This is a genomic window from Brevundimonas sp. LPMIX5, from assembly GCF_003576505.1.
Classification (GTDB): domain Bacteria; phylum Pseudomonadota; class Alphaproteobacteria; order Caulobacterales; family Caulobacteraceae; genus Brevundimonas; species Brevundimonas naejangsanensis.
Genome location: NZ_QWTZ01000002.1, coordinates 1 through 23,862, shown reverse-complemented (window position 1 = coordinate 23,862; position 23,862 = coordinate 1). Strand labels below are relative to the sequence as shown.

General features: G+C 67.0%; 22 protein-coding genes. 5 read left to right on the top strand and 17 right to left on the bottom strand.

The window, feature by feature from the left end; genetic code table 11:
* Positions 1 to 27 precede the first annotated feature (27 nt).
* From D1604_RS01130 to parC, 3 genes are all read right to left on the bottom strand, one after another.
* Positions 28 to 1,056, bottom strand: coding sequence for a M48 family metallopeptidase (locus tag D1604_RS01130; RefSeq protein ID WP_119411857.1), 1,029 nt, complete (start codon positions 1,054 to 1,056; stop codon positions 28 to 30).
* 6 nt (positions 1,057 to 1,062) lie between these two features.
* A complete protein-coding gene (locus D1604_RS01125; protein ID WP_024352967.1) occupies positions 1,063 to 1,632 on the bottom strand; it encodes a LemA family protein in 570 nt (189 codons plus the stop codon).
* A 268-nt stretch (positions 1,633 to 1,900) separates the two neighbouring features.
* Entirely contained in the window at positions 1,901 to 4,114 is a 2,214-nt protein-coding gene (gene parC / locus D1604_RS01120) for a DNA topoisomerase IV subunit A (protein ID WP_119411856.1), read from the bottom strand.
* Positions 4,115 to 4,217: 103 nt separating this feature from the next.
* Here parC and D1604_RS01115 point away from each other — a divergent pair, with 103 nt between their 5' ends.
* Positions 4,218 to 5,285, top strand: a complete 1,068-nt coding sequence (locus D1604_RS01115; protein WP_119411855.1) for an NAD(P)H-dependent flavin oxidoreductase — start codon at positions 4,218 to 4,220, stop codon at positions 5,283 to 5,285.
* A 31-nt stretch (positions 5,286 to 5,316) separates the two neighbouring features.
* On the opposite strand, the gene recO is transcribed toward D1604_RS01115, so the two are convergent.
* Entirely contained in the window at positions 5,317 to 6,048 is a 732-nt protein-coding gene (gene recO, locus D1604_RS01110; RefSeq protein ID WP_119411854.1) for a DNA repair protein RecO, read from the bottom strand.
* A complete protein-coding gene (locus D1604_RS01105) occupies positions 6,048 to 6,503 on the bottom strand; it encodes a nuclear transport factor 2 family protein (RefSeq protein WP_119411853.1) in 456 nt (151 codons plus the stop codon). Before D1604_RS01105 ends, recO begins: the two co-directional genes overlap by 1 nt.
* A gap of 194 nt (positions 6,504 to 6,697) precedes the next feature.
* Between D1604_RS01105 and D1604_RS01100 the strand changes: the two genes are divergently transcribed.
* A complete protein-coding gene (locus D1604_RS01100; protein ID WP_024352972.1) occupies positions 6,698 to 8,206 on the top strand; it encodes an acetyl-CoA hydrolase/transferase family protein in 1,509 nt (502 codons plus the stop codon).
* 15 nt (positions 8,207 to 8,221) lie between these two features.
* Here the strand turns inward: D1604_RS01100 and D1604_RS01095 are convergent, their stop codons facing one another.
* From D1604_RS01095 to folK, 11 genes are all read right to left on the bottom strand, one after another.
* On the bottom strand, positions 8,222 to 9,460 hold the full coding sequence (locus D1604_RS01095) for a serine hydrolase domain-containing protein (RefSeq protein WP_119411852.1): 1,239 nt from the start codon (positions 9,458 to 9,460) through the stop codon (positions 8,222 to 8,224).
* A 4-nt stretch (positions 9,461 to 9,464) separates the two neighbouring features.
* Complete coding sequence (gene era, locus D1604_RS01090; protein ID WP_119411851.1) at positions 9,465 to 10,430, bottom strand: GTPase Era; 966 nt, start codon at positions 10,428 to 10,430, stop codon at positions 9,465 to 9,467.
* On the bottom strand, positions 10,427 to 11,143 hold the full coding sequence (rnc, locus tag D1604_RS01085) for a ribonuclease III (RefSeq protein ID WP_024352975.1): 717 nt from the start codon (positions 11,141 to 11,143) through the stop codon (positions 10,427 to 10,429). Before rnc ends, era begins: the two co-directional genes overlap by 4 nt.
* The gene (lepB, locus tag D1604_RS01080; protein WP_024352976.1) at positions 11,143 to 12,069 is read right to left on the bottom strand and encodes a signal peptidase I; all 927 of its coding nucleotides are present in this window, start codon (positions 12,067 to 12,069) and stop codon (positions 11,143 to 11,145) included. Before lepB ends, rnc begins: the two co-directional genes overlap by 1 nt.
* A gap of 112 nt (positions 12,070 to 12,181) precedes the next feature.
* Complete coding sequence (gene acpS, locus D1604_RS01075) at positions 12,182 to 12,583, bottom strand: holo-ACP synthase (protein ID WP_024352977.1); 402 nt, start codon at positions 12,581 to 12,583, stop codon at positions 12,182 to 12,184.
* Positions 12,580 to 13,338: a pyridoxine 5'-phosphate synthase gene (locus D1604_RS01070; RefSeq protein ID WP_119411850.1), complete on the bottom strand. Its 759-nt coding sequence runs from the start codon at positions 13,336 to 13,338 to the stop codon at positions 12,580 to 12,582. Before D1604_RS01070 ends, acpS begins: the two co-directional genes overlap by 4 nt.
* A 15-nt stretch (positions 13,339 to 13,353) precedes the next feature.
* On the bottom strand, positions 13,354 to 13,938 hold the full coding sequence (gene pyrE, locus D1604_RS01065; protein ID WP_119411849.1) for an orotate phosphoribosyltransferase: 585 nt from the start codon (positions 13,936 to 13,938) through the stop codon (positions 13,354 to 13,356).
* A gap of 45 nt (positions 13,939 to 13,983) precedes the next feature.
* Positions 13,984 to 14,763 carry a TIGR00730 family Rossman fold protein gene (locus D1604_RS01060; RefSeq protein ID WP_119411848.1) on the bottom strand — a complete coding sequence of 260 codons (780 nt, stop codon included), beginning with the start codon at positions 14,761 to 14,763 and terminating at the stop codon, positions 13,984 to 13,986.
* Positions 14,764 to 14,799: 36 nt separating this feature from the next.
* Complete coding sequence (locus D1604_RS01055; RefSeq protein WP_169469179.1) at positions 14,800 to 16,953, bottom strand: RelA/SpoT family protein; 2,154 nt, start codon at positions 16,951 to 16,953, stop codon at positions 14,800 to 14,802.
* Between the two features lie 170 nt (positions 16,954 to 17,123).
* On the bottom strand, positions 17,124 to 17,483 hold the full coding sequence (gene rpoZ, locus D1604_RS01050) for a DNA-directed RNA polymerase subunit omega (RefSeq protein WP_024352982.1): 360 nt from the start codon (positions 17,481 to 17,483) through the stop codon (positions 17,124 to 17,126).
* A gap of 130 nt (positions 17,484 to 17,613) precedes the next feature.
* Positions 17,614 to 18,168, bottom strand: coding sequence for a 2-amino-4-hydroxy-6-hydroxymethyldihydropteridine diphosphokinase (folK, locus tag D1604_RS01045; RefSeq protein WP_119411847.1), 555 nt, complete (start codon positions 18,166 to 18,168; stop codon positions 17,614 to 17,616).
* A gap of 22 nt (positions 18,169 to 18,190) precedes the next feature.
* Between folK and D1604_RS01040 the strand changes: the two genes are divergently transcribed.
* Positions 18,191 to 18,772: a LabA-like NYN domain-containing protein gene (locus tag D1604_RS01040; protein ID WP_119411846.1), complete on the top strand. Its 582-nt coding sequence runs from the start codon at positions 18,191 to 18,193 to the stop codon at positions 18,770 to 18,772.
* Positions 18,769 to 19,413 carry a uracil-DNA glycosylase gene (locus D1604_RS01035; protein WP_119411845.1) on the top strand — a complete coding sequence of 215 codons (645 nt, stop codon included), beginning with the start codon at positions 18,769 to 18,771 and terminating at the stop codon, positions 19,411 to 19,413. Before D1604_RS01040 ends, D1604_RS01035 begins: the two co-directional genes overlap by 4 nt.
* A gap of 4 nt (positions 19,414 to 19,417) precedes the next feature.
* Here the strand turns inward: D1604_RS01035 and D1604_RS01030 are convergent, their stop codons facing one another.
* The gene (locus D1604_RS01030; protein ID WP_119411844.1) at positions 19,418 to 20,626 is read right to left on the bottom strand and encodes an N-acetylmuramoyl-L-alanine amidase family protein; all 1,209 of its coding nucleotides are present in this window, start codon (positions 20,624 to 20,626) and stop codon (positions 19,418 to 19,420) included.
* Positions 20,627 to 21,075: 449 nt separating this feature from the next.
* On the opposite strand from D1604_RS01030, the gene D1604_RS01025 reads away from it, so the two are divergent.
* On the top strand, positions 21,076 to 23,790 hold the full coding sequence (locus tag D1604_RS01025; protein ID WP_119411843.1) for an Rne/Rng family ribonuclease: 2,715 nt from the start codon (positions 21,076 to 21,078) through the stop codon (positions 23,788 to 23,790).
* Positions 23,791 to 23,862 lie beyond the last annotated feature (72 nt).

The following is a 23,862-nucleotide window of genomic DNA, read 5'->3' as shown; positions in this document are numbered from 1 at the left end:
GCCCTTCTCCCACAAGGAGAGAAGGAATTACGTCGTCGGCACCGCCGTGCCCGTGGCTTGGGACGCCCCGCCCCAGGGGCCATCATCACGGCCGCCAGCGAACTGCACCAGCGCCGCGATGCGTTTCTCAATCGGCGGGTGCGTCGCGAACAGGCCCGAAAAACCCGTCTTCTCGGCCGTGTTGTCCAGGAACATGCCGCGCAGTTCGTCCGGCGCCTCGATCTTCGACTGACCCGACACCTTCCTCAGCGCCGAGATCATCGCGTCCGGGTTTTTGGTCAACTCCACCGCCCCGGCGTCGGCGACATATTCGCGCGTCCGCGACAGGGTCATGCGGATAACAGCGGCCAGACCAAAGCCGATCACCCCGATGGCCAGACCGATCAGGATCAGCGGCATGGCGTTCTTGTTGTCCCGCCCGCGGCCGCCGCGCATGTAGAACAGGCTGCGGAACACCAGTTCGGCGATCACGCTGATGATGCCGGCAAAGATCGAGGCGATCACCATGGTCCGCACGTCCTTGTTGATGACGTGCGTCAGTTCGTGCGCCAGGACGCACTCCATCTCATCCCGGCTCAGGGTCTGCATCAGGCCGCGCGTGACAGTGACGCTGTAGTTCCCCTCATGCAGACCCGACGCATAGGCGTTCAGCGACGGGCTCTCGATGATGCGCAGGGCGGGCGTCTTCATCCCCCGCGAGATCGCCAGATTCTCCAGCAGGTTGTAGAGTTCAGGCTCGACCCGACGCTCGACCTTTCGCGCGCCCGTCATGACGTCGATCATCATCTGGTTGCCGAAATAGGCGATGACGAACCAGATCGCCGCAGCGATGGCGGCGAAGGGCACGGTCCAGCCCAACATCGAAGCTGCCAGCGCCAAATCCTGCCCCAAATCCCCGCCCGAGTTGGGCAGCAGGCCGAACCCCATCATCAGCACCTGGACGCCGAACAATATGCCGACCAGCAGCACCGGGAACCCGGCCAGCAGGATCGCTGACCGGGCGTTGTTCCGCCAGATATGGGTCTTGAGGCCGACGGCCTGACCGAAAACCGCCATTGGGGCTTAGAACTTCACCGTCGGCGGCGCGGCGTTCAGGCCGGCGCGCTCGCTCTCGCCCACGTCGAAGAAAGGCTTGTCGGCGCCGAAGCCGAACATCCCGGCGAACAGGACGGTCGGGAACTGGCGGCGAACAGCGTTGAACTCGCTGACGGCGTTGTTGAAGAAGCGACGCGCGGCGGCCAGCTTGTTCTCAATGTCCGACAGGTCCATCTGCAACTGCTGGAAGTTGGTGTTGGCCTTCAGGTCGGGATAGGCCTCGGACACAGCGAAGAGGCGCCCCAGCGTCGCCGTCAGCATGTTCTCCGCCTGCACCTTTTCATCAACCGTGCGAGCGCCCGCGGCGGCGGCGCGCGCCTGTGTCACAGCGTCCAGCGTGCCGCGCTCGTGCGTGGCGTAGCCCTTCACCGTCTCGACAAGGTTGGGGATCAGGTCCTGACGCTGCTTCAGTTGCACGTCGATGTCAGCGAACGACTGGTTGGCGGTCTGATCCAGCTTCACCAGCCGGTTATAGGCGCCGACCACGACGAACAGCAGAATGGCGACGATGACGCCGATGATGATCAGGGTGATCATTGAGCCTCCTCCAGAGTTTCAAGGAACTATGGATGGCGCAGGGGCTGCCAACCAGTGAATTCGGCGTCACTAAAGCCCAAAACCAGAGCATTCTGGTCTTTCGTCATCCTCCGGGCCGCGCACAGCGCGGAACCGGGGGACCCAGCGGCACGCGAGAGCGTGAACCTGTCAACGGCGAGCCCGCATCTTTCGCCGCGCCATCGCGCGGCGCCGCTGGGTCCCCCGGTCGCTCCTACGGAGCGCCGGAGGATGACGGCGCAATATTAGCTCAGCGGAACTTCCGCAGTCCCCTCGGACCCTGCCGCCCCGCCCCGGCGCGCTTGCCCAGCCAGTCCTTCCAGTCCGGCCAGTTGCGGCGGCGGCCGCCGCCATCGACCCATTCCGGCCCGGCCTCGGCATTGAACATCGTCACATCAGCCAGACCGCCCTGCTTGTAGTTCTGCAACTTCACGCCCTTGCCTCGGCCCATTTCGGGCAGGTCCGCCAGGGGGAAGACCAGCGTCTTGATGTTCTCGCCGATGACGGCGACGTGGTCGGCCTGCGGGTTCGAGGGCACGCGCAGCATGACCAGCATCTCGCCGTTCAACACCTGCTTGCCGCCGCGCTTCTGGGCCAGAAGGTCGTTCTCGGGCGCGACGAAGCCGTAGCCCGCCTTGGAGGCAATCAACAGCTTCGCGTCCGGCTCATGCGCCACGACGTTGATGATGTCGGCCTTCTCGTCCAGGTCGATCATCAGGCGCAACGGCTCGCCGTGGCCGCGCCCGGAAGCCAGCTTGTCGGCGCCGATGGTGAAGATGCGCCCGTCCGAGGCCCCGATCAGCAGCTTGTCCGTCGTATAGGCGGGGATCAGGAAGCCCAGCTTGTCGCCTTCCTTGAACTTCAGCTCGGAGGGATCGTCGACCTTGCCCTTGGCGGCGCGGATCCAGCCGCGATCCGACAGGATGACAGTAATGGCCTCGCGCGGAATGAAGGCCTCTGGCGCGACGAAGGCCGAGGCGTCGACCGCTTCGCCGATCAAGGTGCGGCGCGGCGAGATCAGCGCCTTGCGCACGGCCTCCAGTTCCTTGCCGATCGCCTTCCACTGCTTGGCCTCGGAAGACGTCAGCGCCTGCAACGCAGCAAGTTCTTCCGACAGCTCCTTGAATTCCTTCTCGATCGTCATCTCTTCGAGACGGGCCAACTGACGCAGGCGGGTGTCGAGGATGAAGTCGGCCTGAAGCTCGCTCAGTCCGAAGGTCGCGATCAGGGCCGCCTTGGGCTGCTCTTCCTCGCGGACGATGCGGATGACCTCGTCCAGGTTCAGGAAGACGATACGCAGGCCTTCCAACAGATGCAGACGCTTCTCCACGCGGGCGATGCGCCACTGGCTGCGGCGGTTCAGCACTACGCGGCGGTGATCCAGGAAGGCCCGCAGGCATTCCTTCAGCCCCATGACGCGCGGCGTGCCGGTGGCGTCCAGCACGTTCATATTGATGGGGAAGCGCACCTCGAGATCGGACAGCTTGAACAGGCTTTCCATCAGCATTTCAGGCTCGATGGTGCGGTTCTTTGGTTCGAGGATCAGGCGGATATCCTCCGCCGACTCGTCGCGTACGTCGCCCAGAAGGGGCGCCTTCTTGTTCTCGATCAGGTCGGCCAGGGCCTCGATCAGGCGCGACTTCTGCACCTGATACGGCATCTCGGTGATGACGATCTGATAGGCGCCGCGATCGAGCTTTTCCTCGACCCATTTGGCGCGCAGACGCACGCCGCCGCGACCGGTCTCATAGGCGTCCAGAATGGCGGCCTGGCTCTCGACCGACACGCCGCCGGTCGGGAAGTCCGGTCCCGGCACGATCTGCATCAAATCGACCGTCGTGGCGTCCGGCCGCTCCAGCAGCAACTGGCAGGCGTCGATCAGTTCGCCCACGTTGTGCGGCGGGATGGACGTCGCCATGCCCACGGCGATGCCCGACGACCCGTTGGCCAGCAGGTTGGGGAAGCCCGCCGGCAGGACCACCGGCTCTTCGTCCTGATCGTCATAGGTGGGGCGAAAGTCGACCGCGTCCTGATCGATGCCGTCCAGCAGCAGGACGGCGGCGGGCGTCAGCTTGCACTCGGTGTAGCGCATGGCGGCTGCGCTATCGCCGTCGATGTTGCCGAAATTCCCTTGGCCGTCCACCAGCGGATAGCGCTGGGCGAAGTCCTGAGCCAGGCGGACCAGCGCCTCATAGATGGAGGCGTCGCCGTGCGGGTGATAGCCGCCCATCACCTCGCCGACGACCTTGGCGCATTTACGCGCGGCCGCCTGCGGGTTCAGCCGCATCTGGTGCATGGCGTACATGATCCGCCGGTGCACCGGCTTGAAGCCGTCGCGCACGTCGGGCAGCGCGCGGTTGGTGATGGTCGATAGGGCGTAGGCCAGATAGCGGCGCGACAGCGCCTCGCCCATCGGTTCTTCGACGATGCGGCCGCCGTCGGGCGTCGGGGTGTGGATGGTCATGCGACTTCGAATCAATGATCGGACGAGGAAAGTCTAGCGCAGCCGGGGCCTGACGCCGGGATTGTCAGCGCCTATCTGTGCAGAAACGCGCGAAGGAGCCCCGATGAAGACCGCCCTGACCGATCGCCTCGGCCTGTCCTTCCCCCTGATCCAGGCGCCGATGGCGGGAACCTCGACCGCCGAACTGGCCGCCGCCGTGTCGAACGCGGGGGCGCTGGGCTCCATCGCCTTGGGGGCCATCGACGCCGAGGCGAGCCGCAAGGCCATCCGCGCGGTCAAGGCGCTGACCGAGCGACCGTTCAACGTCAATCTGTTCTGCCACGCGCCGATCGCGGCTGATCCGGCGCGCGACGCCGTCTGGATCGACAGCCTGCGCCCGATCTTCACCGAGTTCGATGCGGCCCCGCCCGAGCGCCTCAACGACATCTACCAGAGCTTCCTGACCGACGACGCCAAGCTGGCCGTGCTGGTCGAGGAAAGGCCCGCCGTGGTCAGCGTCCATTTCGGTCTGCCGCGCGCCGATCAGATCACGGCGCTGAAGGCGGCGGGCTGCATCCTGATCGCCAGCGCCACCACGCCCGAGGAAGGCCGCGCCGCCGTCGCCGCCGGGTTCGACATGGTGATCGCCCAAGGGGTCGAGGCGGGCGGTCATCGCGGCGTCTTCGACCCTGCCGACGATCCGCGCTTTGCGACCTTGCCGCTGACGCGCCTGCTGGCGCGTGATCTGCCGATCCCCGTCGTCGCGGCGGGCGGGATCATGGACGGCGCCGGGATCGCGGCGGCGCTGGCGCTGGGCGCGGCCGGGACGCAGATGGGCACGGCCTTCGCCGCCTGCCCGGAGTCGGCGGCCGATGCGGCGTATCGTTCGGCGCTGGCGGGGCCGGAAGCGGGGCGCACGCGGGTCAGCGCCGCTATCTCGGGCCGCCCGGCGCGCGGAGTGGAGAACGCCTTCATGCGCCGCGCCGACGAGGCGAAGATCGCCGCCTATCCTTACGCCTACGACCTCGGCAAGGCGCTGAACGCCGCGGCCAGGGTCAAGGGCGACAACGGCTATGCTCCGCACTGGGCCGGCCAAGGCGCGCCGCTGGGCCGGGTGCTGCCTGCCGCCGAACTGGTTGCAATGTTGGAGAGGGAAACCCGCGAGGCGATTGCGGGGCTGTCCCGCCTCTAGCCCGCCACCGGGATGAGCGGGCGTGGGGCAGTTATAGCCGCCCGGTCTCGCCCAGCTTGTCGATCATCCACACCCGCGCGGGCGGCAGGGGCCGGTTCAGGGCGTGGAAGACGAACTGCTCAAGAAAATGTCCCGTCAACTCCAGCCCCGCCTTCACGTCCCCCTCGCCCAGCCCGGCCTGCGCGCCCAGCATGAAGGGCGGCAGCGTCAGCAGTTTGTCGGCATAGGGCGCGCCCGCCTCCCGGCTGACGGCGCGGCCGGTGCGGGGGCTGACCCAGACCAGATCGTCCATCGACCCCGTGGAGGCGCACCGCGACAGGTCGAGACCAAACCCCAGATCCTCCAGCAACCCGGCCTCGAACCGCACGAAGATGGCGGGCCAGACCTCCGGCACGGCGAAAGCGCCCATCAGCGCCTCGAAGGCGTAGAAGGCGCCGGGGTGCGGCTCCCGCTCCGGCAGGGCGCCCTGCGCCACCGCTGCCGCGGCGCTCAGCCCGGTCAGGGCCAGCGGGTCGTCGAACAGGGCGGCCGGACCTTCGCCCACCGGCTCCAGCCGCGCCGAGCCCAACTGATCCGAAGTCCTCGACCGCAGATCAGCCACGACCCGCGCGCCGGGCTGAAGGAAGGGCCGCATCCGGCGCGACGCCCCGCCCGCGACATAGGCGGCGCGGCGGCCGTGCCGCTCGGTCAGCAAGTCGACCACCGCCCCCGTATCGCCATGCGCCCGCGCCGACAGCACGAAGGCGTCGTCCTGAACCTCCATCAGTCGGCCTTGATGGCGTCGACGACGGCGCGCGCCCGGTCGTTCGGCACGGCGAAGCTGAGGACATACTGCTCGATCTTCCAGCCGTCGTCGGTCAGGCGCAGCACGCCCGAACCGCGCGTGGTCCCATAGGCGTCATTATCCAGCACCTCATCGAACCAGGCAACGCAGCGGCAGTCGATGGGGGCGATGGTCACGGTCCGTGCTGTCGGCCGATAGGTCCATCCGCGCCCTTGCGAGAAGTACGGCGTGGCGTAGGCTCGGAACTCCGGCAGGGTCCAACGCTCGGTCGCGTCGGTGCCGATGAAGCGAGCGTCCGGCGTGAAGGTCGCGAAATAGGCCTCGCCGTCCGCGACCGAGGCTGCGGCGTGCATGGCGTCCAGCGTCCGCTCGACAGGCGCAGTCTCTGCGGACGCGGCGGACAATTGAAGCATCATCAGGGCGGCGGTGATCATGGCTTTGTTCTAGTCCTGTTCCGTTAGCGGGGGAAGCACGGCGCGCCTTGTCGCATCCCTGATCTGTCCCGGCCTGCTAACGCCTTTGTGATCACAGACTGTTACGACCAAAGCCGTATTGGAATCAGGGTGATGCGGCGCCTATGTCCGCTACGTTTTCCGAGCCCTTCCCGGCTCCAGTCGTCAGGTTTGCGATGTCCCGCGTCCGTAACGCCGCCCTCAAGTCGAAGATCATGTCCGCCCAGGACGCCGCCGCCCTGATCCCGGCGAACTCGACCGTGGGCATGAGCGGCTTCACCGGCTCGGGCTATCCCAAGGTCGTGCCGATGGCCCTGGCCGAGCGGATCGAGGCCGAGCACGCGGCGGGCAATCCGTTCCGGCTGAAGGTCTGGACCGGCGCCTCGACCGGGCCGGAGCTGGACGGCGCTCTGGCCAAGGCTGACGGCATCGAGTTCCGCCTGCCCTACAACTCCGACCCCATCGCCCGCGAGAAGATCAACAAGGGCGAGATGGAATACCTCGACATGCACCTGTCGCAGGTGGCGCCGGTGGCCTGGCAAGGCTTCCTCGGCCCGCTGGAGACGGCGGTGGTCGAGGTGTCGGGCATTCGCGAGGACGGGGCGCTGATCCCCTCGTCGTCCATCGGCAACAACAAGACTTGGCTGGATCGCGCTGACCGCATCATCCTGGAGGTCAACAGCTGGCAGAACGCCGCGCTGGAGGGGATGCACGACATCTACTACGGCACCGCCCTGCCGCCCGCGCGCGTGCCGATCCCGCTGACCAGGCCGACCGACCTGATCGGCGAGACGGTCTTCCGCGTCGATCCGTCGAAGATCGCCGCCATCGTCGAGACGGACAGCCCCGACCGCAACCTGCCCTTCGCCGCGCCGGACGCCAGCGCTACGGCCATCGCCGGGCATCTGATCGAGTTCCTGCAGCATGAGGTGAAGCTGGGCCGCCTGCCCGCCCATCTGCTGCCGCTGCAATCGGGCGTCGGCAATGTCGCCAACGCCGTGCTGGCGGGGCTGGCCGACAGTCCGTTCGAGAACCTGACCGCCTATACGGAGGTGCTGCAGGACGGGATGCTGGACCTGCTGGACAGTGGCAAGCTGACCGTCGCCTCAGCCACCGCCTTCTCGCTCAGCCCCGAGGCCGCCGCCGATCTGAACAGCCGCATGGAGCAGTTCCGCGGCAAGATCATCCTGCGTCCGCAGGAAATCTCGAACCACCCGGAGATCATCCGCCGTCTGGGCTGCATCGCCATGAACGGCCTGATCGAGGCCGACATCTACGGCAACGTCAACTCGACCCACGTCATGGGTTCGCGCATCCAGAACGGCATCGGCGGTTCGGGCGACTTTGCGCGCAACGCCTACATCTCCTGCTTCGTCACGCCGTCGACAGCCAAGGGCGGCAAGATCTCGGCCATCGTCCCCATGGCCAGCCACGTCGACCACATCACCCAGGACGTGCAGGTCATCGTCACGGAACAGGGTCTGGCCGACCTGCGCGGCCTGTCGCCCAAGCAGCGCGCGCGGGTCATCATCGCCAACTGCGCCCACCCCGACTATCGCGACGCGCTGAAGGACTATTACGACCGCGCGCTGGAAGGCTCATACGGCCTGCAGTCGCCGCACCTGCTGACCGAGGCGCTGTCCTGGCACCAGCGCTACATCGAAACGGGGTCGATGAAGGCCTGATCGGCCTTCGTCGCCCTAGCGCGCCAGCGCGGCCGGGACCGGGCGGCCGAGAGCCTCGGCCATGGCCTGCTGATTGAGCAAAAGCACCAGGTCGCGCAGGTGGTAGTTGTTCGACAGCACCACCACCGTCACCTCCTGATCCGGCTGATAGGACACCAGGTTGCGGAAACCCGCCCAACTGCCGGTATGATAGATCTGGCGGTCGCTGAACGGCGCCGAAGTCCGCTCGCCCAGCGCGCTGACATAGAGGCCATAGCCATAGGCGCGGTGCGGCCCGCGCCGCTCTGGCATGTCGTCGGGCGCGTGGTCGGCGATCAGGTCGGCATAGGCCTTTTGGCTCAGCACATGGCCCTGATGCAGGCCACGGTTCCAGGCCAGCATGTCATCCAGCGTCGAGTAAAGCGCCCCTGCCCCCGCCACGATGCTGACGTTGGCGATCGGCTGCGGCGTCAGCCCGGCCGGAAACAGGCCGTAGCCCATGGCCAGTCCCTGAGCGTCGTCGTTCACGTCAGAGCCGGTGTCCTTCATGCCCAGCGGCCTGAGGATGGACTGCTCCATATAGTCTTCGAACGCCATGCCGCTGGCCTTGGCCACGATCACGGCGGCCAGGTTGAAGGCGGCGTTATTGTAGCGAATCTTGGTTCCCGGCTCGAACTGCAGGCCATAGCGGGCCGAGGTCTCGGTCAGTTCCTGCGGCGTGCGACGGGTGACGCGGATGCGCCCCCATTCGGCCTGAGCCATCAGGTCCGGGATGCCCGAGGTGTGCGACAGCAGGTGATGGATGCGCAGCGGCGCCCATGCGGCGGGGCACGGCTCGATCCATTTGCAGACAGGATCGTCGACCGACAGCTTGCCCTCGTCCTGAAGCTTCAGGACAGCGACGGCCGTGAACTGCTTGGACACCGAGGCCAGGCGGAAGCGGGTGTCCAGTGCGAACGGCGTGTCCTGCTCATAATTCGCCTTGCCGTAGACCTGGCGGAACAAGACCTGATCGCCTTTGGCCACCAGGACGGCGCCGGTGAACTGCTTGGTCGCAGCCAGGTGATCCAGCCGTTCCTTCAACTGCGGCAGGGCCTCGACCACTTCGACCGGCGGGCGCTTCGGCGTAGCCGGTTGGTTGACGACCGCCGCCTGGGTCTCCGGCGCGACAGCGTTGAGGAACCACGCGCCCGCCCCGGCCGATATCAGGCCGGCGGCGACGAGCGAGCCGAGAAACCAGGGCCTGCCGCCCGCGGTCTTGGGAACGATGAACACGAGACTAGACGTCAAACTCCAGGCCGAACTGGGCGTACAATGCCTTTGAGTCTTGCCATTTGGGATCGACCTTGACGGTCAAAAACAGGTGAACAGGCCGATCCAGGCTCTCGATCAGCTCTTCGCGCGCCTTCTGACCGATCCATTTCAGGGTCTGGCCACCCTTGCCCAGAACGATCGGACGCTGGCTTTCACGCTCGACATAGATGGTCTGCTCAATGCGGGCCGAGCCGTCGGCGCGGTCCTCGAAGCTGGTCGTCTCGACCGCCGCCGAATAGGGCAGTTCCTCGTGCACGCGCAGATAGACTTTCTCGCGCGTGATCTCGGCGGCCAGAACGCGCAGGGGCACGTCCGCCGACTGGTCTTCGGGGTACAGCCACGGGCCTTCCGGCATGGCCATCGCCAACCGCGTCATCAGATCGTCCACACCGTCGCCGCTCAGCGCCGAGATCATGAAGACCTCGGAATAGACGCCCGTCTCGAACAGGCGCTGCGACAGGGCCAGCAGGGTGTCCCGGCGCATCCCGTCGATCTTGTTCAGCGCCAGAATGACCTTGGTGTCGGTCGCCTGCAGGTTGGCGATGATGGTTTCGGTGTCTTCGGCCGAGCGACGGTCGGCAGGCGTGCCTTCACGGCCCTCGGCGTCGATATGCGACTGGGCGTCGATCAGGTGGACGACGACATCGGCGTCCTGCGCGCCGCCCCAGGCTGAGGCGACCATCGCACGGTCCAAGCGACGGCGCGGCGTGAAGATGCCGGGCGTGTCCACCAGCACGATCTGGGCGTCGCCCTTGATGGCGATGCCGCGCACGGGAAAGCGCGTGGTCTGCACCTTCTGGGTGACGATGGAGACCTTGGAGCCCGTCAACCGGTTCACCAGCGTCGACTTGCCTGCATTGGGCGCGCCGATGATGGCGGCGAAACCCGCGTGCTGGTTGCTGATCTCGGTGGTTTCGGGAGTTTCGGTCAAATCACGCCTTCACGTTTCAAAAGAGCGATGGCTGCGGCCTTTTCCGCCTCCTGTCGCGAACGCCCTTGAGCTCGGGCGGGTTCATATCCTGTCACCGTCGCCTCGACCGTAAAGGTCGGCGCGTGGTCCGAGCCGGTGCGCTGGACCACCGCATAGGTCGGCAGCGGGCGGCCCTGGCCTTGCGCCCATTCCTGCAGGGCGGACTTGGGATTGGTGATGGCCGGCGCCGGGGGCGCAGCCAGTTCTTCGGCCCAGGCGCGCTCGAACACGGCCTGAGCCGCGATCAGGCCGCCGTCGCGATAGACAGCCGCCAGGATCGCCTCAACAGCATCGGCGATGACTCCGGCCTTTCTGCGGCCGCCGGTCTTGGTCTCGCCGGGCGACAGGCGCAGGGCGTCGCCCACGCCCAGCGCCTCGCCCACGCGGGCGCAGGCGCTCTTGTCCACCAGGGCGTGCAGGCGGGCCGAAAGCTGCCCCTCGTCCGCCGCCGGGAAGTCGCGCACCAGACGGTCCGCGACCAGCAGGCCCAGCACCCGGTCGCCCAGGAACTCCAGCCGCTCATTGTCGGCCGGAACCTGCGGCCCGGCGCCCTCGCCTACGCTGGAGTGCGTCAGGGCATGCTCCAGCAGGGAGGCGTCCTTGAAGTCATGCCCCATACGGCGACGCAGGGCCGCCACGGCCTCGGCGCGCACATTCGTGCGTCCGCCCGCCATCAGTCGAGGATCTTGAAGAACCGGCTGAAGCGCACATTGGCGAACCAGCTGACCGGGTTGAACAGCGAGGCGCCCGGCGTCCACGAGAACATGATGATCTCGGCCTTGCCGACCAGATTCTCGGCCGGAACCATGCCCACGCCCGAGGACATCTCGACACGGCTGTCGATGGAGTTGTCGCGGTTGTCGCCCATCATGAAGTAGTGGCCGGCCGGAACCTCATACAAGGGCGTGTCGTCCAGTTCATTACCGGGGCCGAAGTCCTGGGTCATGAAGCTCTTGCCGCCCGGCAGGGTCTCGCGCACCTGGGTCACGGCGCGCGGGCCGAACATGTCCGCCATCTCGGCGCGAGTGACCACCACATCCTGAACCGGCGCGCCGTTGATGTAGAGCTTGTTGGCGATCATCTGCACCTTGTCGCCCGGCAGGCCGATCACGCGCTTGATGTAGTCCGTCTTGTTGTCGCGCGGCAGCTTGAACACGGCGATGTCGCCGCGCGCAGGCTCGCGCCCCAGGATGCGGCCGTTGAACACCGGCGGGCTGAACGGGATCGAGTGCTTGGAATAGCCGTATGACCACTTCGACACGACGATGTAGTCGCCCTCGTACAGGTTCGGCTCCATTGAGGCCGAGGGGATGGTGAAGGGCTGGAACAGCAGCACCCGCAGCACCAGCGCGATCAGCAGGGCGAAAACGACGGTCTTGATGATCTCGACCGTTTCGTTGTTCGCGGACTTTTCTTTCTTCACTCGCTTGGCCTTCCTGGAGCGCCGGGGCGCATAGATCGGGGTCTCGCTGTCGAGCGCCTCGGGGTCATCCCCCATGTCGAAGGGCGCGTCGCCGTCGTCGCTCCAGATCGGCCGTTGGTCAGCCGGATCTAGGGCTGGATCGGCCGCTGCGCCGTTCGCCTTGGGGTCGTCGCTCATCGTCTGCTCGAATCCCCCGCCGAACGCGGGGTTTGAAGGTCGAGGCGTAGTCTCTGAAATCGCCGCGAGCAAGACTTTGGATGATGAAGGAACCGCAACCTTCGCGGCGGCGTCAGGCCCTGGGCAGGGCCTCGATCACCACGAAGGCCAGCGCATAGGGATGTTCGTCGCTGAGGGTCAGGTGGATACGCGCCTCATGACCCGGCGGCGTCAGACGGGCCAGATGCTCGGCCGCATGGCCGGTCAGCGCCAGGGTCGGCTGCCCGGACGGCAGGTTCACTACCCCCATGTCGCGCCAGTAGACGTCAGAGCGCATCCCCGTGCCCAGCGCCTTGGCGCAGGCTTCCTTGGCGGCGAACCGCTTGGCGTAGCTCCACGCCGGGTCGGCTTTGCGGTCCGAGCGGGTGCGCTCTAGCTCGGTGAAGACACGCTGTTTGAAACGGTCGCCGAAACGGTCCAGCGACGCCTGAATGCGCCGGATGTCCGACAGATCGGCGCCGACGCCGATAATCACGACCCGGCCCCGAGCGTGGGCTCGTCCATCGCCGCCCGCATCCGGCGGATGGCGGCGTCCAACCCGACGAAGACCGCCTCCCCGATCAGGAAGTGGCCGATGTTCAGTTCAACGATCTCGGGAATGGCCAGGATCGACCCCGCCGTGGCGTAGTTCAGACCGTGGCCCGCATGGACCTCCAGCCCCAGAATATCGGCCTGGGCGGCGGCGGCGGCGATACGCTCGAACTCGGCTTCACGCTCGGCCGGATCGCCCAGCAGGCAATAGCGGCCGGTGTGGAACTCCACCACCTGGGCGCCGACGGCGGCGGCGGCCTCGACCTGGTCCTCGGACGGTTCGATGAACAGGCTGACGCGGATGCCGGCGTCCGACAGCGCCTTTACCACCGGGGCGATGCGGGCCTCATGACCGGCGACGGCCAGACCGCCTTCGGTCGTGACCTCCTCGCGCCGCTCCGGCACCAGACAGGCGGCGTGCGGCGTGTGGCGCAGGGCGATGGCCAGCATCTCTTCGGTCACCGCCATCTCGAAGTTCAGCGGCTTGTCCGCGCGGCGGCACAGGGCCGTCAGCACGTCGATGTCGGCGTCGGTGATGTGACGGCGATCCTCACGCAGATGGGCGGTGATGCCGTCGGCTCCGGCCGCCAGCGCCGCCTCGGCCGCGCGGGCCGGATCAGGATGAGCGCCGCCGCGCGCGTTACGAACCGTGGCGACGTGGTCGATATTGACGCCCAGGCGAACCCGCTGACGCTTCATCCCGTTCTCTCTTCTCTACTTGGACAATCGGCGGCTGCCCGGATCCTCGACCGGCAGGGCGGCCAGTTCCGGCGGCAGGGCGTCGGCTGGATAGGCCGGGACCTCCATCGAGGCGAGGGCGATCAGGGGCACGCCCACATCGACCTTGCCGCCCGAGCGGTCGACGATGCAGGCGGCGGCGACGACATGGCCGCCCGCCTTCTGGATCGCGGCGATGCATTCGCGCGAAGAAAGCCCCGTGGTGACGATGTCCTCGACCATGACGATCTTTTCGCCCGGCTCGACCGAGAAGCCGCGACGCAGTTTGAACTCGCCGTCCTCGCGCTCGACGTACATGGAGCGGACGTTCAGATGCTTGGCCGTTTCATAGCCGGGGATGATGCCGCCGACGGCGGGCGAGATCGCCGCATCGACCGGGCCGACCGTGGCGACGATCTTTTCCGCCAGCGCCTTGCACAGGCGCGCGCAGCGGGCGCCGTCCATGAAGACCAGGTTCTTCTGCAGGAAGACCGGGCTGTGCAGGCCGGACGAGAGGACGAAATGGCCTTCGCGCAAGGCGCCGGCGTCGCGGAATTCGTTGAGGACGTCTTCAGTGTTCATGAACGCCGTCCTTAGACCCTGAGACGGCCGCCCTCAACCCGCGCCCTATTTGATGTCGCAGTTGGGCTTCAACCCGCCTTCCAGCAGCTTGGCCCACACCGTCTCGGCGTCGTCGGCGAAGGCGAACAGATCCATGTCCGAGGCCTTGACCATGCCGTGCTCGATCAGGGCGTCGAAGTTGACGACCGAGCGCCAGTAGGCCTCGTCGAACAGGACGATAGGGATCGGCGGCGCCTTGTCCGTCTGGCGCAGGGTCAGGATTTCAAACAGCTCGTCCAGGGTGCCGAAACCGCCGGGGAAGACCACCAGCGCATTGGCCCGCATGGCCAGGTGCATCTTGCGCATGGCGAAGTAGTGGAACTGGAACGTCAGCTCCGGCGTCGACCAGGGGTTCGGGAACTGTTCGTGCGGCAGGGTGACGTTGAAGCCGATCGACGGCGCCCCCGCCTCGTGCGCGCCCTGGTTGGCGGCCTGCATGATGCCCGGCCCGCCGCCCGTGGCGATGACGTTGTCGCGCACCTCGCCCGGCTCGCCCCGGAAGGCGCCGCCGCGTTCAGAGGCGATGCGGCCGAACTGACGGGCCTGTTCGTACCAATAGGCGTGGCGGCCGTCGCCGTTGACGCCCACGCGGGCGCTGCCGAAGACGACGATGGTCGAGCGCACGCCCCAAGCCTTCAGCGCCTGCTCGGCCTTTTCATATTCCATCAGGAAGCGCACGCCCCGCATCGATTCGCCCAGCAGGAAGTCCTGATCCAGGGCGGCCAGACGATAGGAGGGCGACGCCACCTGGGCTTCGTTGGCGAGTCTTTGTTGTTCGGGAGACATTTCGACCTTTGAGAAAATGGATGGCGTCGGCGCGGCTCAGCCGCGCGCGCGATCGACCGTATCGACGTAAGGATTGGCCCTCAGCGCCGCAATGATCATGGTGGCGTGGCGGGCGTCCTCGACCTCCACGTCGATATCGACGTCATAGAAGTCGTGCTGCCTGTGGGCCATCGACAGGTTCAGGATGTTGCCGCCCGCCTCGCCGATGATGGAGGCCACCTGCCCCAGCACGCCGCGCGCATTGGTCAGGGTGGCGTGCAGCTTGACCGACCCGACCGCGCTGCGCTCGGCCTGCGGCGTCCATTGCAGGTCCTGCCAGACGGAATCGTCGTCGGCGAACTCCGCAAGGCTCTGGCAGTCGATGGTGTGGACCGTCAGCCCCTTGTCCGGCTCAAGAATACCGACGATGCGGTCGCCCGGCACCGGCGAGCAACACTGGCCGAAATGGATGCTGACGCCGGGCGTCAGCCCGCCGCCGCGCACGAACAGACGCGGCGATTCCTCGCCGATGCGCTTGCGCTCCGGCCCGGCCTTCAGTTGCCCCTTCAGCGCCGGGAACAGGGTCTCGGCCACGCGCGTCGCGGTCAGGCGGCCGCGACCGATGGCGTCGAACATGTCTTCTTCAGACGGCATGGCGAAGGTCTTCAGGACCTCGGTCAGCTTGACCTCGCCCAGCGACTTGCCCGCCCGCTCCAGCGTCTGTTCCAGCGTCGCCTTGCCCAGACGCACGAACTCTTCGCGTTCGGAAGTACGAATGTGGCGGCGGATGGCCGAGCGGGCGCGGCCCGTGACCGTCAGGCTGCGCCAGTCGGTCGGAATCTCACGCTTGGTCCCGCGGATGATCTCGACCACGTCGCCGTTCTGAAGCGCGGTGCGCATGGGCTTCAGCTCGCCGTTGATCTTGACCCCGACGGCCGTGTCGCCGACCTCGGTGTGGACGGCATAGGCGAAGTCCAGCGGCATCCCGCCGCGCGGCAGGGTAATCAGCGTCCCCTTGGGCGTGAAGACGAAGACCTGATCGAGATACATTTCGAGCTTGGCGTGCTCGACCCAGTCCTCGCCCCCCTCCCCGTGCTCGATCACCTGCACCAGATGGCGCAGGTTCAGCAGGGGGTCGCGGCCGCCATCGGCCTCCATCGCCTCGCGGTCGAAGCCATAGGACTGATTCTTGTAGCGCCAGTGCGCCGCCACCCCGTCCTCGGCCACCCGGTCCATCGCCTCGGTGCGGATCTGCATCTCGATGCGCAGGCCGCCCGGCCCGACCACCGTGGTGTGCAGCGAGCGGTAGTTGTTCGACTTGGGCGTCGAGATGAAGTCCTTGAACCGTTCCGGCACCATCGGCCAGGCGCGGTGGATGACGCCCAGGGCGCGGTAACAGTCGTCCTCGCTCTCCACGATGACGCGGAAGCCGTAGATGTCCGACAGGGACGAAAAGCCGACCGTCTTGCGCTGCAGCTTGCGCCAGATGGAATAGGGCGTCTTCTCCCGCCCCTTGACCCGCGCCTGCACCCCGGCTTCGGCCAGGACGCGCTCGATCTCGGGCGAGACGGCCTCGATGGCGCTGCCGTTCTCGAGCTTCAGCGCCTCCAGACGACGCTGGATGGCGACGCGGGCCGTGGCGTTCAGATGCTCGAACGCGAGTTCTTCCAGTTCGGCGGCGATGGAGTGGATGCCGATCGACCGGCCCAGCGGGGCGTAGACTTCCAGCGTTTCGCGGCTGATGCGCTCGCGCTTCTCTGGCTTGACGAAGTGGAGGGTGCGCATGTTGTGCAGGCGGTCGGCCAGCTTGACCAGCAGCACCCGCACGTCGCGCGAAATGGCCAGGATGAATTTGCGCAGGTTCTCGGCCTGGCGCGTATGCTCGGCCTGAAGCTCCAGCCGCGACAGCTTGGTCACGCCCTCCACAAGGACGGCGATCTCCTCGCCGAACATGTCCGCAATGTCGTCGCGGGTGGCCGAGGTGTCCTCGACCACGTCGTGCAGCAGGGCCGTGACGATGGTCGCCGTGTCCAGCCGGTAGTCCGTCAGAATGCCCGCGACCTGGATCGGATGGGCGAAATAGGGATCGCCCGAGGCCCGCAGCTGCGAGCCGTGCATCTTCATCGCATAGACATAGGCGCGGTTCAGCAGCGCCTCATCGGCGGTCGGGTCATAGGCCTTGACCGCCTCGATCAGTTCGAACTGGCGCATGATCGGTGCGCGCTTGGTATCAGACAATGCAGGGCCTTCAGACGACTTCGGCGCCGCCTCGGGAAGAGACGACGCCGATGTCTTGTCCTGCAGATTCGCGGCGGGGTCCATCGGCGAGTCTGTTTGAGACCGCGCCGCCCGTCGGGCTACCTTGGTGACCGGATCGGTCGTCAGTAGCGCTCCTCCTGGCCCCCGTCCCGGTCGCTCTGCAGCGCGCGGATCAGTTCGGCTTCGGCCATGTTCATGTGCTGCGGCTCGGCCAGCAGGGCCACGACTTCGGCTTCGTCCTCGGCCTCGGTGCGCTCATCGACGCGTTGCAGGGTGGTGATGATGTTCTCGCGCAGTTCTTCCGGCACGACGGTCTCGTCGGCCAGTTCGCGCAGGGCGACGACCGGGTTCTTGTCGTTGTCGCGATCCAGCGTCAGCGGGGCGCCGTTGGCGATGTTGCGGGCGCGGTGGCCGGCCATCAGAACCAGACCAAAGCGGTTCGGCACCTTTTCGATGCAGTCTTCGACAGTGACGCGGGCCATGAAAATCCTCTGGCGGCAGGGAGAACCGCACAAAATATAGGTTGAAAGCCGATTGTGCAACGCCGCGAAGGCGTCATTGAGGCGGATCGGCGTCCGTCGCCCCTCCCCTCGCCCGACAGACCATCCCGCGTCAAGCCCTCCGCAGGGGGAAGGCGTCGCGCCCGACCTCGGCTGCATCCGCTAGATCGCGCGCCATCCGGCCGCAGAGCGGATGCCTCCACTCCGGCGCCAACTCGGCCAGCGGCCCCATAACGAACAGCCGCTGGGCTGCGCGCGGATGCGGCAGGATCAGCCCGTCGAGGTCGCCGCTCAGCCGCCCATAGGCGATCAGATCCAGATCCAGCGTGCGCGGCGCGTTGCGCGTGGTGCGCACCCGCCCGCAGACATCCTCGATCCGCGCCAGCGTCCGCATAAGAGTGGGGGCGTCCTGGGCGGTGCTGACGATCGCCACCCCATTCAGGAACGGCGGATCGGTCGGATCGGGCCAGGCCTGCGACGACCACCAGGACGACCGCGCCAGCACATCCACCCCCTCGGCGCGAAACCGGGCCAGCCCTGCCTCCAGCGCCTCAATGCAGGACGACCATGCGCCCTTGTCATTGCAGCCAAGGGCGACGATGACTGCGTCGTCCAGATCGAAGGCTGCTTCGGCCGCGTCGTTCCGGGCGTTCATTTTCTCGACCATTCCGACGGACTCATTTTTCTGCATGACCGACCACCCCGACGACCGCATCGCCCTGTTCATCGACGGCGCCAATCTCTATTCGGCCGCCCGCGCCCTGAACTGCGATCTGGACTTCAAGAAACTGTCTCAGCGCTTCACCGGCAAAGGCCGGCTGATCCGCGCCTATTATTACACAGCGGTGATCGAGGGCGAGGAATTCTCGCCGATCCGGCCCCTGGTCGACTGGCTCGACTACAACGGCTTCACCGTCGTGACCAAGCCGGTCAAACGCTATGTCGATGCTCAAGGCCACAGCCGCACCAAGGGCAATATGGACATGGAGATCGCGGTCGACATGCTGGAACTGGCGCCGCGCCTGGATCATGCCGTGCTGTTCTCCGGCGACGGCGACTTCCGCCGCCTGGTGCAAGCCATGCAGGCCAAGGGCGTGCGCGTCACCGTCGTCTCGACGGTCAAGAGCCAGCCGCCCCAGATTTCGGACGACCTGCGCCGTCAGGCCGACGCCTTCATCGACCTGGCCGACATCGTCAATGAGGTGGGCAAGCCCAAGGCCCCGATGAATCAGGGCGTGACCCGCACCCTGGATCGGAACGACCGCGCGTGAGCGCTCGGCTGAACCCAGAGCCGCCCCGCGACTGTCCCCTCTGCCCGCGTCTGGTCGCCTATCGGGCCGAGAACGCGCGCCAGAACCCGGACTGGTGGAACGGCCCTGCGCCTTCGTTCGGCGACCCGGACGCGCGCCTGCTGATCGCGGGACTGGCGCCGGGGCGCACCGGCGCCAACCGCACAGGCCGCCCCTTCACCGGGGATCACGCAGGCTGGTTGCTGTACGACACGCTAAAGAAGACTGGTTTCGCCGAGGGCCGATATGATCCGAACGGCGACGACGATCTGCGACTGGTCGACTGCATGATCACCAACGCCGTGCGCTGCGCCCCGCCTCAGAACAAACCGACGGCGACGGAAGAGAACACGTGCCGCCCCTTCCTTGTGGATCGGCTGGCCGCCCTGCCCCGGCTGAAGGTGATCGTGACGCTGGGCGACGTGTCCCGGCGCAGCATCCTGCGGACGCTGGGCTATCCCGGCTCGGCCATTCCCGCGGGACACGGCGTCGAGGGCAAGGTCGGCGCCTATACGCTGATCAACAGCTATCACTGCTCGCGGCTGAACACGAATACCGGCCGACTGACCGCCGAAATGTTCGAGGACATCTTCAGGCGGGCGAAGGCGGCGCTGGTCGCCTGAAGCCTCAGCCCCCGGCGATCTCGCCTGCGACCATCACCGGAGCGGCGGGTTCGCGGAAATAGCGGTCGATGCCCTCAGCGACCGAGCGCATCAGGCGGCGGCGAGCGCGTTCGTCGGTCAGGACGCGCTCGTCTTCCGGATTGGTGATGAAGCCCATCTCCAGCAGCACGGCGGGCACGTCAGGCGCCAGCAGCACCGCCAGACCCGCGTCGCGGTGGCTGCGGCGCAGCAGGGGATGGTTGTCGCCCTCGATATGGGTCAGCAGCACCCGCGCGAACTGGGCCGAGCGGTTCTGGGTGGCGCGCTGGGTCATGTCCAGCAGGATGCGGTCGACTGAAGGGTCGCGCCCCGGCAGGCGCAGGTCGCGCTGCCAGTCTTCGCCCTTGGTGAACTCGCGCACGGCCCGTCCGGCGCCCTGTTCGGACAGGGTGTAGACGCTGGCGCCGCGCAGGGCCGGGTCAGAACCGGCGTCGGCGTGCAGGGAGATGAACAGGTCCGCGCCCGCGTCGCGCGCCACCTGAACCCGGCGGCCGTGGGCCACATAGACGTCGCCATCGCGCGTCAGCCGCACGCGATAACGGCCGGTGCGCTCCAGCGCGGCCTTCAGTTCCTGAGCGGCGGCCAGGGTGACGGCCTTTTCCTGAACATGCTGCCCTTGCGCGCCCGGATCGCGGCCGCCGTGGCCCGCGTCGATGACGATCAGGGGTTTCTCAGCACGGGCCTGCTCGCGGCGCGGGGCGACGACGGGCGCAGCCGCCGCGCCTGTCGCCTTCAGGTCGATGACATAGCGATAGTGGTCCACCCCGTCGCCGGGCGGCAGCAGGAAACGACGCTCGATCTCGGCGCCGCGCGCGAGGTCCAGACGCACGCGCGATGAAGAGCCCGAAGCCGACACCTTATAGCCGCGCACCAACCCCGAGCCTGAACCGTCCAGCCCCCGTCCCGGCTGAAGGCCCGACAGCGCCAGAATGACCCGCCCGGACGACCCGTCCTCGATCACCTGACCGCGCGTACTGCGGCCCAGATCGACGACGACGCGGGTGCGCTGGGCGTCGCCGCCGAAGCGCAGTCGCATGACTTCTCCGTCCGGCCCGAAGGCCAGCCCACGCCCGGCCGCCAGTACGACCGCGCATACGACGAGAACGGCGACGGCCGTCATCGCCCATTCGCGGACGCCCCAAAGGGCCAGATTGTCACGCCACCGACCGGCCATGAACCGAAGTTACCCTGTAGTTTGTCCCTGCATGATGCCGCCGCAGATTAAGGATTTCGTTAAGACCTCTTACCGTCGCGGTTCTTTTATTTTCCGCCGCATGTGCCTATTATGAGTTCCGCATGCGACTGATCGCGCCGCCCGCAGTTCTGCGGGACCGGGCGCGCCCTCCTCGCGGCGTTGACTTTCACCTATTCCGAGGATCGCCCGGCCTGGCCGACGATCCGAAGAACGGGTTCGGGATGCAGCCCTGATCGGCGCGTTCGGACCCAGGACCGACAACCTTATGGGCCACTACGCCTGCGATCCTCTTCGGCAAGACCTTGCCGCACTCGCTTTCTGCGAGGGGATGACGCGCGCCCCGGCCCCCATTTCCATTCGGCGAGCCGCCCCCATTCCCGCGATTGAACTCGCGGCGCACGGCCTGGCGCGCCTGAGAGAGACCCTTCATGTCAAAAACCATGTTGATCGACGCGGCGCACGCGGAAGAAACGCGCGTCGCGATCGTGGACGGCCGCCAGGTTGAGGAATTCGATTTCGAATCCCGCGCGCGCCGTCAGCTTCGCGGGAATATCTATCTCGCCAAGGTCACCCGCGTAGAGCCCAGCCTGCAGGCCGCCTTCGTCGAATACGGCGGCAACCGCCACGGCTTCCTGGCCTTTAACGAAATCCACCCGGACTATTATCAGATCCCGGTCGCCGACCGCGAAGCCATCATGGCCGAAGCGCAGTCGGACGATGACGACGATAACGACGATCTGGGCCGCGAAAGCGACGACGGCGAATCGGACGGCGGCTTGGCCGACGAGGAGCGCCTGAAGCGTCGCCTGATGCGCCGCTACAAGATCCAGGACGTCATCAAGCGTCGTCAGATCCTGCTGGTGCAGGTCGTCAAGGACGAGCGCGGCGCCAAGGGCGCGGCCCTGACCACCTGGCTGTCGCTGGCCGGCCGCTACTGCGTGCTGATGCCCAACACCGGCAAGGGCGGCGGCATTTCGCGCAAGATCACCAACACCTCGGATCGTCGTCGCCTGAAGGCCGCCGCCGCCGCGCTGAAGGTGCCGCAGGGCATGGGCCTGATCATCCGCACGGCGGGCGCCAAGCGCACCCGCGCCGAGATCAAGCGCGACTATGAATATCTGCTGCGCCTATGGTCGACGATCCGCGAGACGACGCTGGGCTCCAACGCCCCGGCGATGATCTACGAGGAAGAAAACCTGGTCCGCCGCGCTGTGCGCGACATGTACGACAAGGACTTCGACGGCATTCAGGTCGAGGGCGTCGAGGGCTTCAAGCAGGCCCGCGACTTCATGCGCGTGCTGATGCCGTCCCAGGCCAAGAAGATCCATCTCTATCAGGGCTCGCGCCCGCTGTTCGCCTCGAACGGCATCGAAGAAGTGCTGACCCAGATTCACCAGCCGGTCGTGCCGCTGAAGTCGGGCGGCTATCTGGTCATCAACCAGACCGAAGCCCTGGTCGCGATCGATGTGAACTCAGGCCGCGCCACCAAGGAGCGCAACGTCGAGGCCACCGCGACCAAGACCAACATGGAAGCCGCCGTCGAGGCCGCCCGCCAGCTGCGCCTGCGCGACCTGGCCGGCCTGATCGTCATCGACTTCATCGACATGGACGAGGGCAAGAACAACCGCGCGGTTGAGAAGGCCCTCAAGGACGCCCTGGCCAAGGACCGCGCCCGCATCCAGATGGGCCGCATCTCCGGCTTCGGCCTGATGGAGATCAGCCGCCAGCGTCGCCGCCTGGGCGTGATCGAGGGCGCGACCGAGATCTGCGAATGCTGCCAGGGCGCCGGGCGCGTCCGCTCGGCCGAATCGGCGGCCCTGACCACCCTGCGCGCCGTCGACATCGAGGCCGGAAAGAACGGCGCGGGTTCGGTGAACCTGCGCGTCTCGACCGCCGTGGCGCTGTATATTCTGAACCACAAGCGGGCCTATCTGCAGTCCCTGCTGGAGTTGCGCGGCCTGAACGTCGTCATCCAGATCGACGACAGCCTGGCGCAGGGCGAGCACTCGATCGAGCGCACCGAGACCAATGAGGACTTCGTCGCGCCGGAAAGCCACATCGACCTGGCCGACCTGGACGACGGCTTCGATGACAGCGCCTTCGCCGATGAAGACGAGGATCACGACGAAGATGAAGACTTCGGCGACGATCAGGACGAGGCCGAACTGGAGTCCGAAGACGAGGACGACGACGAAGGCCGCGCGCGTCAGGAACAGGACGATGACGGCCGGGGCGGCCGTCGCCGCCGTCGCCGTCGCGGCGGACGTCGGGAGGATGAAGCCGAAGTCGTCGCCACAGAGGACGATGACGACGGGCGCGGCGGTCGCCGTCGCCGAGGCCGTCGCGGCGGTCGCCGGGTCCGCGAGGAAGGCGAACGCGACGTCTTCACGTGGGTGCGCGGCCGTACGCCGTCGCTGCAGGACCCCTATGTCTGGTTCGACCCGATCAACCCGGCCCCGGTGCGCGCCGAACGCGTCGCCGAGGATGATGTCGAGCGCAGCGACGAGCCGCGCGATGTTCACGCCGAACAGGCGAACGAGGGCGAAGGCCGCAACGGCCGCTCGCGCCGTCGTCGTGGTCGTGGTCGCAGCCGGGGCGAGGTGACGCACGACGCCAAGGTCGAGGATCGCGCGGTCAACGAAGGCCTGCCGCCTGTCGGCTCGCCCGACACGCCCATCGCCGTGGTGATCGAAGACGAAACGCCTGCCGTTTCGGCCGACGCCTCGCCCGAAACCGCGACCGAGGCCGCCCCCGAGGCCGCCTCCACGCTGGAACCCGTTGAAGCGCCCAAGCGTCGCCGCGTGCGCCGCAAGGTCACCTCGGCCATCGCCGAGGAGTTGAACGAGGTCGCCGCCGAACAGCAGGCCGAAACGCCTGCGGCTGAAACCGAAGCGGTCGCTCCCGAAGCCGAGGTCGAAGCCGAACAGTCGGCGCCGGTTCCGGCTGAACTGGACGTCACGCCCGCCGTGGCCGCCCGTATCGAGCAGGCGATCGAAGAGGTGCTGGCCGAGGAAGCCGTCGTCCTGGCCGAACCCGTCCCGGCGCCGACGCCTGAGGTCGATATCGCCGCCATCATCGCCGAGGATCCGAACCAGATCGTCGCCCCGCCCGCCAAGCCGAAACGCGGCTGGTGGCGCCGTTGATCGGACACGATTAGGCTGGAAGCTGCGGGGGAGACGATCGCTCTGGAGTTCTTCATGACCAGGACGCCCCCC

Excerpts from the sequence above, each read along its gene's own strand:
- D1604_RS01070 (WP_119411850.1), bottom strand. The coding sequence starts at position 13,338 with ATGAAGCGTCAGCGGGTTCGCCTGGGCGTCAATATCGACCACGTCGCC.
- D1604_RS01055 (WP_169469179.1), bottom strand. The coding sequence starts at position 16,953 with ATGCGCCAGTTCGAACTGATCGAGGCGGTCAAGGCCTATGACCCGACC.
- D1604_RS01105 (WP_119411853.1), bottom strand. The coding sequence starts at position 6,503 with ATGATCACCGCCGCCCTGATGATGCTTCAATTGTCCGCCGCGTCCGCA.
- folK (WP_119411847.1), bottom strand. The coding sequence starts at position 18,168 with ATGGTCGAGAAAATGAACGCCCGGAACGACGCGGCCGAAGCAGCCTTC.
- lepB (WP_024352976.1), bottom strand. The coding sequence starts at position 12,069 with ATGAGCGACGACCCCAAGGCGAACGGCGCAGCGGCCGATCCAGCCCTA.
- rnc (WP_024352975.1), bottom strand. The coding sequence starts at position 11,143 with ATGGCGGGCGGACGCACGAATGTGCGCGCCGAGGCCGTGGCGGCCCTG.
- D1604_RS01125 (WP_024352967.1), bottom strand. The coding sequence starts at position 1,632 with ATGATCACCCTGATCATCATCGGCGTCATCGTCGCCATTCTGCTGTTC.
- parC (WP_119411856.1), bottom strand. The coding sequence starts at position 4,114 with ATGACCATCCACACCCCGACGCCCGACGGCGGCCGCATCGTCGAAGAA.
- D1604_RS01025 (WP_119411843.1), top strand. The coding sequence starts at position 21,076 with ATGTCAAAAACCATGTTGATCGACGCGGCGCACGCGGAAGAAACGCGC.
- D1604_RS01040 (WP_119411846.1), top strand. The coding sequence starts at position 18,191 with ATGACCGACCACCCCGACGACCGCATCGCCCTGTTCATCGACGGCGCC.
- pyrE (WP_119411849.1), bottom strand. The coding sequence starts at position 13,938 with ATGAACACTGAAGACGTCCTCAACGAATTCCGCGACGCCGGCGCCTTG.
- D1604_RS01115 (WP_119411855.1), top strand. The coding sequence starts at position 4,218 with ATGAAGACCGCCCTGACCGATCGCCTCGGCCTGTCCTTCCCCCTGATC.
- recO (WP_119411854.1), bottom strand. The coding sequence starts at position 6,048 with ATGGAGGTTCAGGACGACGCCTTCGTGCTGTCGGCGCGGGCGCATGGC.
- D1604_RS01060 (WP_119411848.1), bottom strand. The coding sequence starts at position 14,763 with ATGTCTCCCGAACAACAAAGACTCGCCAACGAAGCCCAGGTGGCGTCG.
- D1604_RS01130 (WP_119411857.1), bottom strand. The coding sequence starts at position 1,056 with ATGGCGGTTTTCGGTCAGGCCGTCGGCCTCAAGACCCATATCTGGCGG.
- rpoZ (WP_024352982.1), bottom strand. The coding sequence starts at position 17,483 with ATGGCCCGCGTCACTGTCGAAGACTGCATCGAAAAGGTGCCGAACCGC.
- D1604_RS01030 (WP_119411844.1), bottom strand. The coding sequence starts at position 20,626 with ATGGCCGGTCGGTGGCGTGACAATCTGGCCCTTTGGGGCGTCCGCGAA.
- D1604_RS01100 (WP_024352972.1), top strand. The coding sequence starts at position 6,698 with ATGTCCCGCGTCCGTAACGCCGCCCTCAAGTCGAAGATCATGTCCGCC.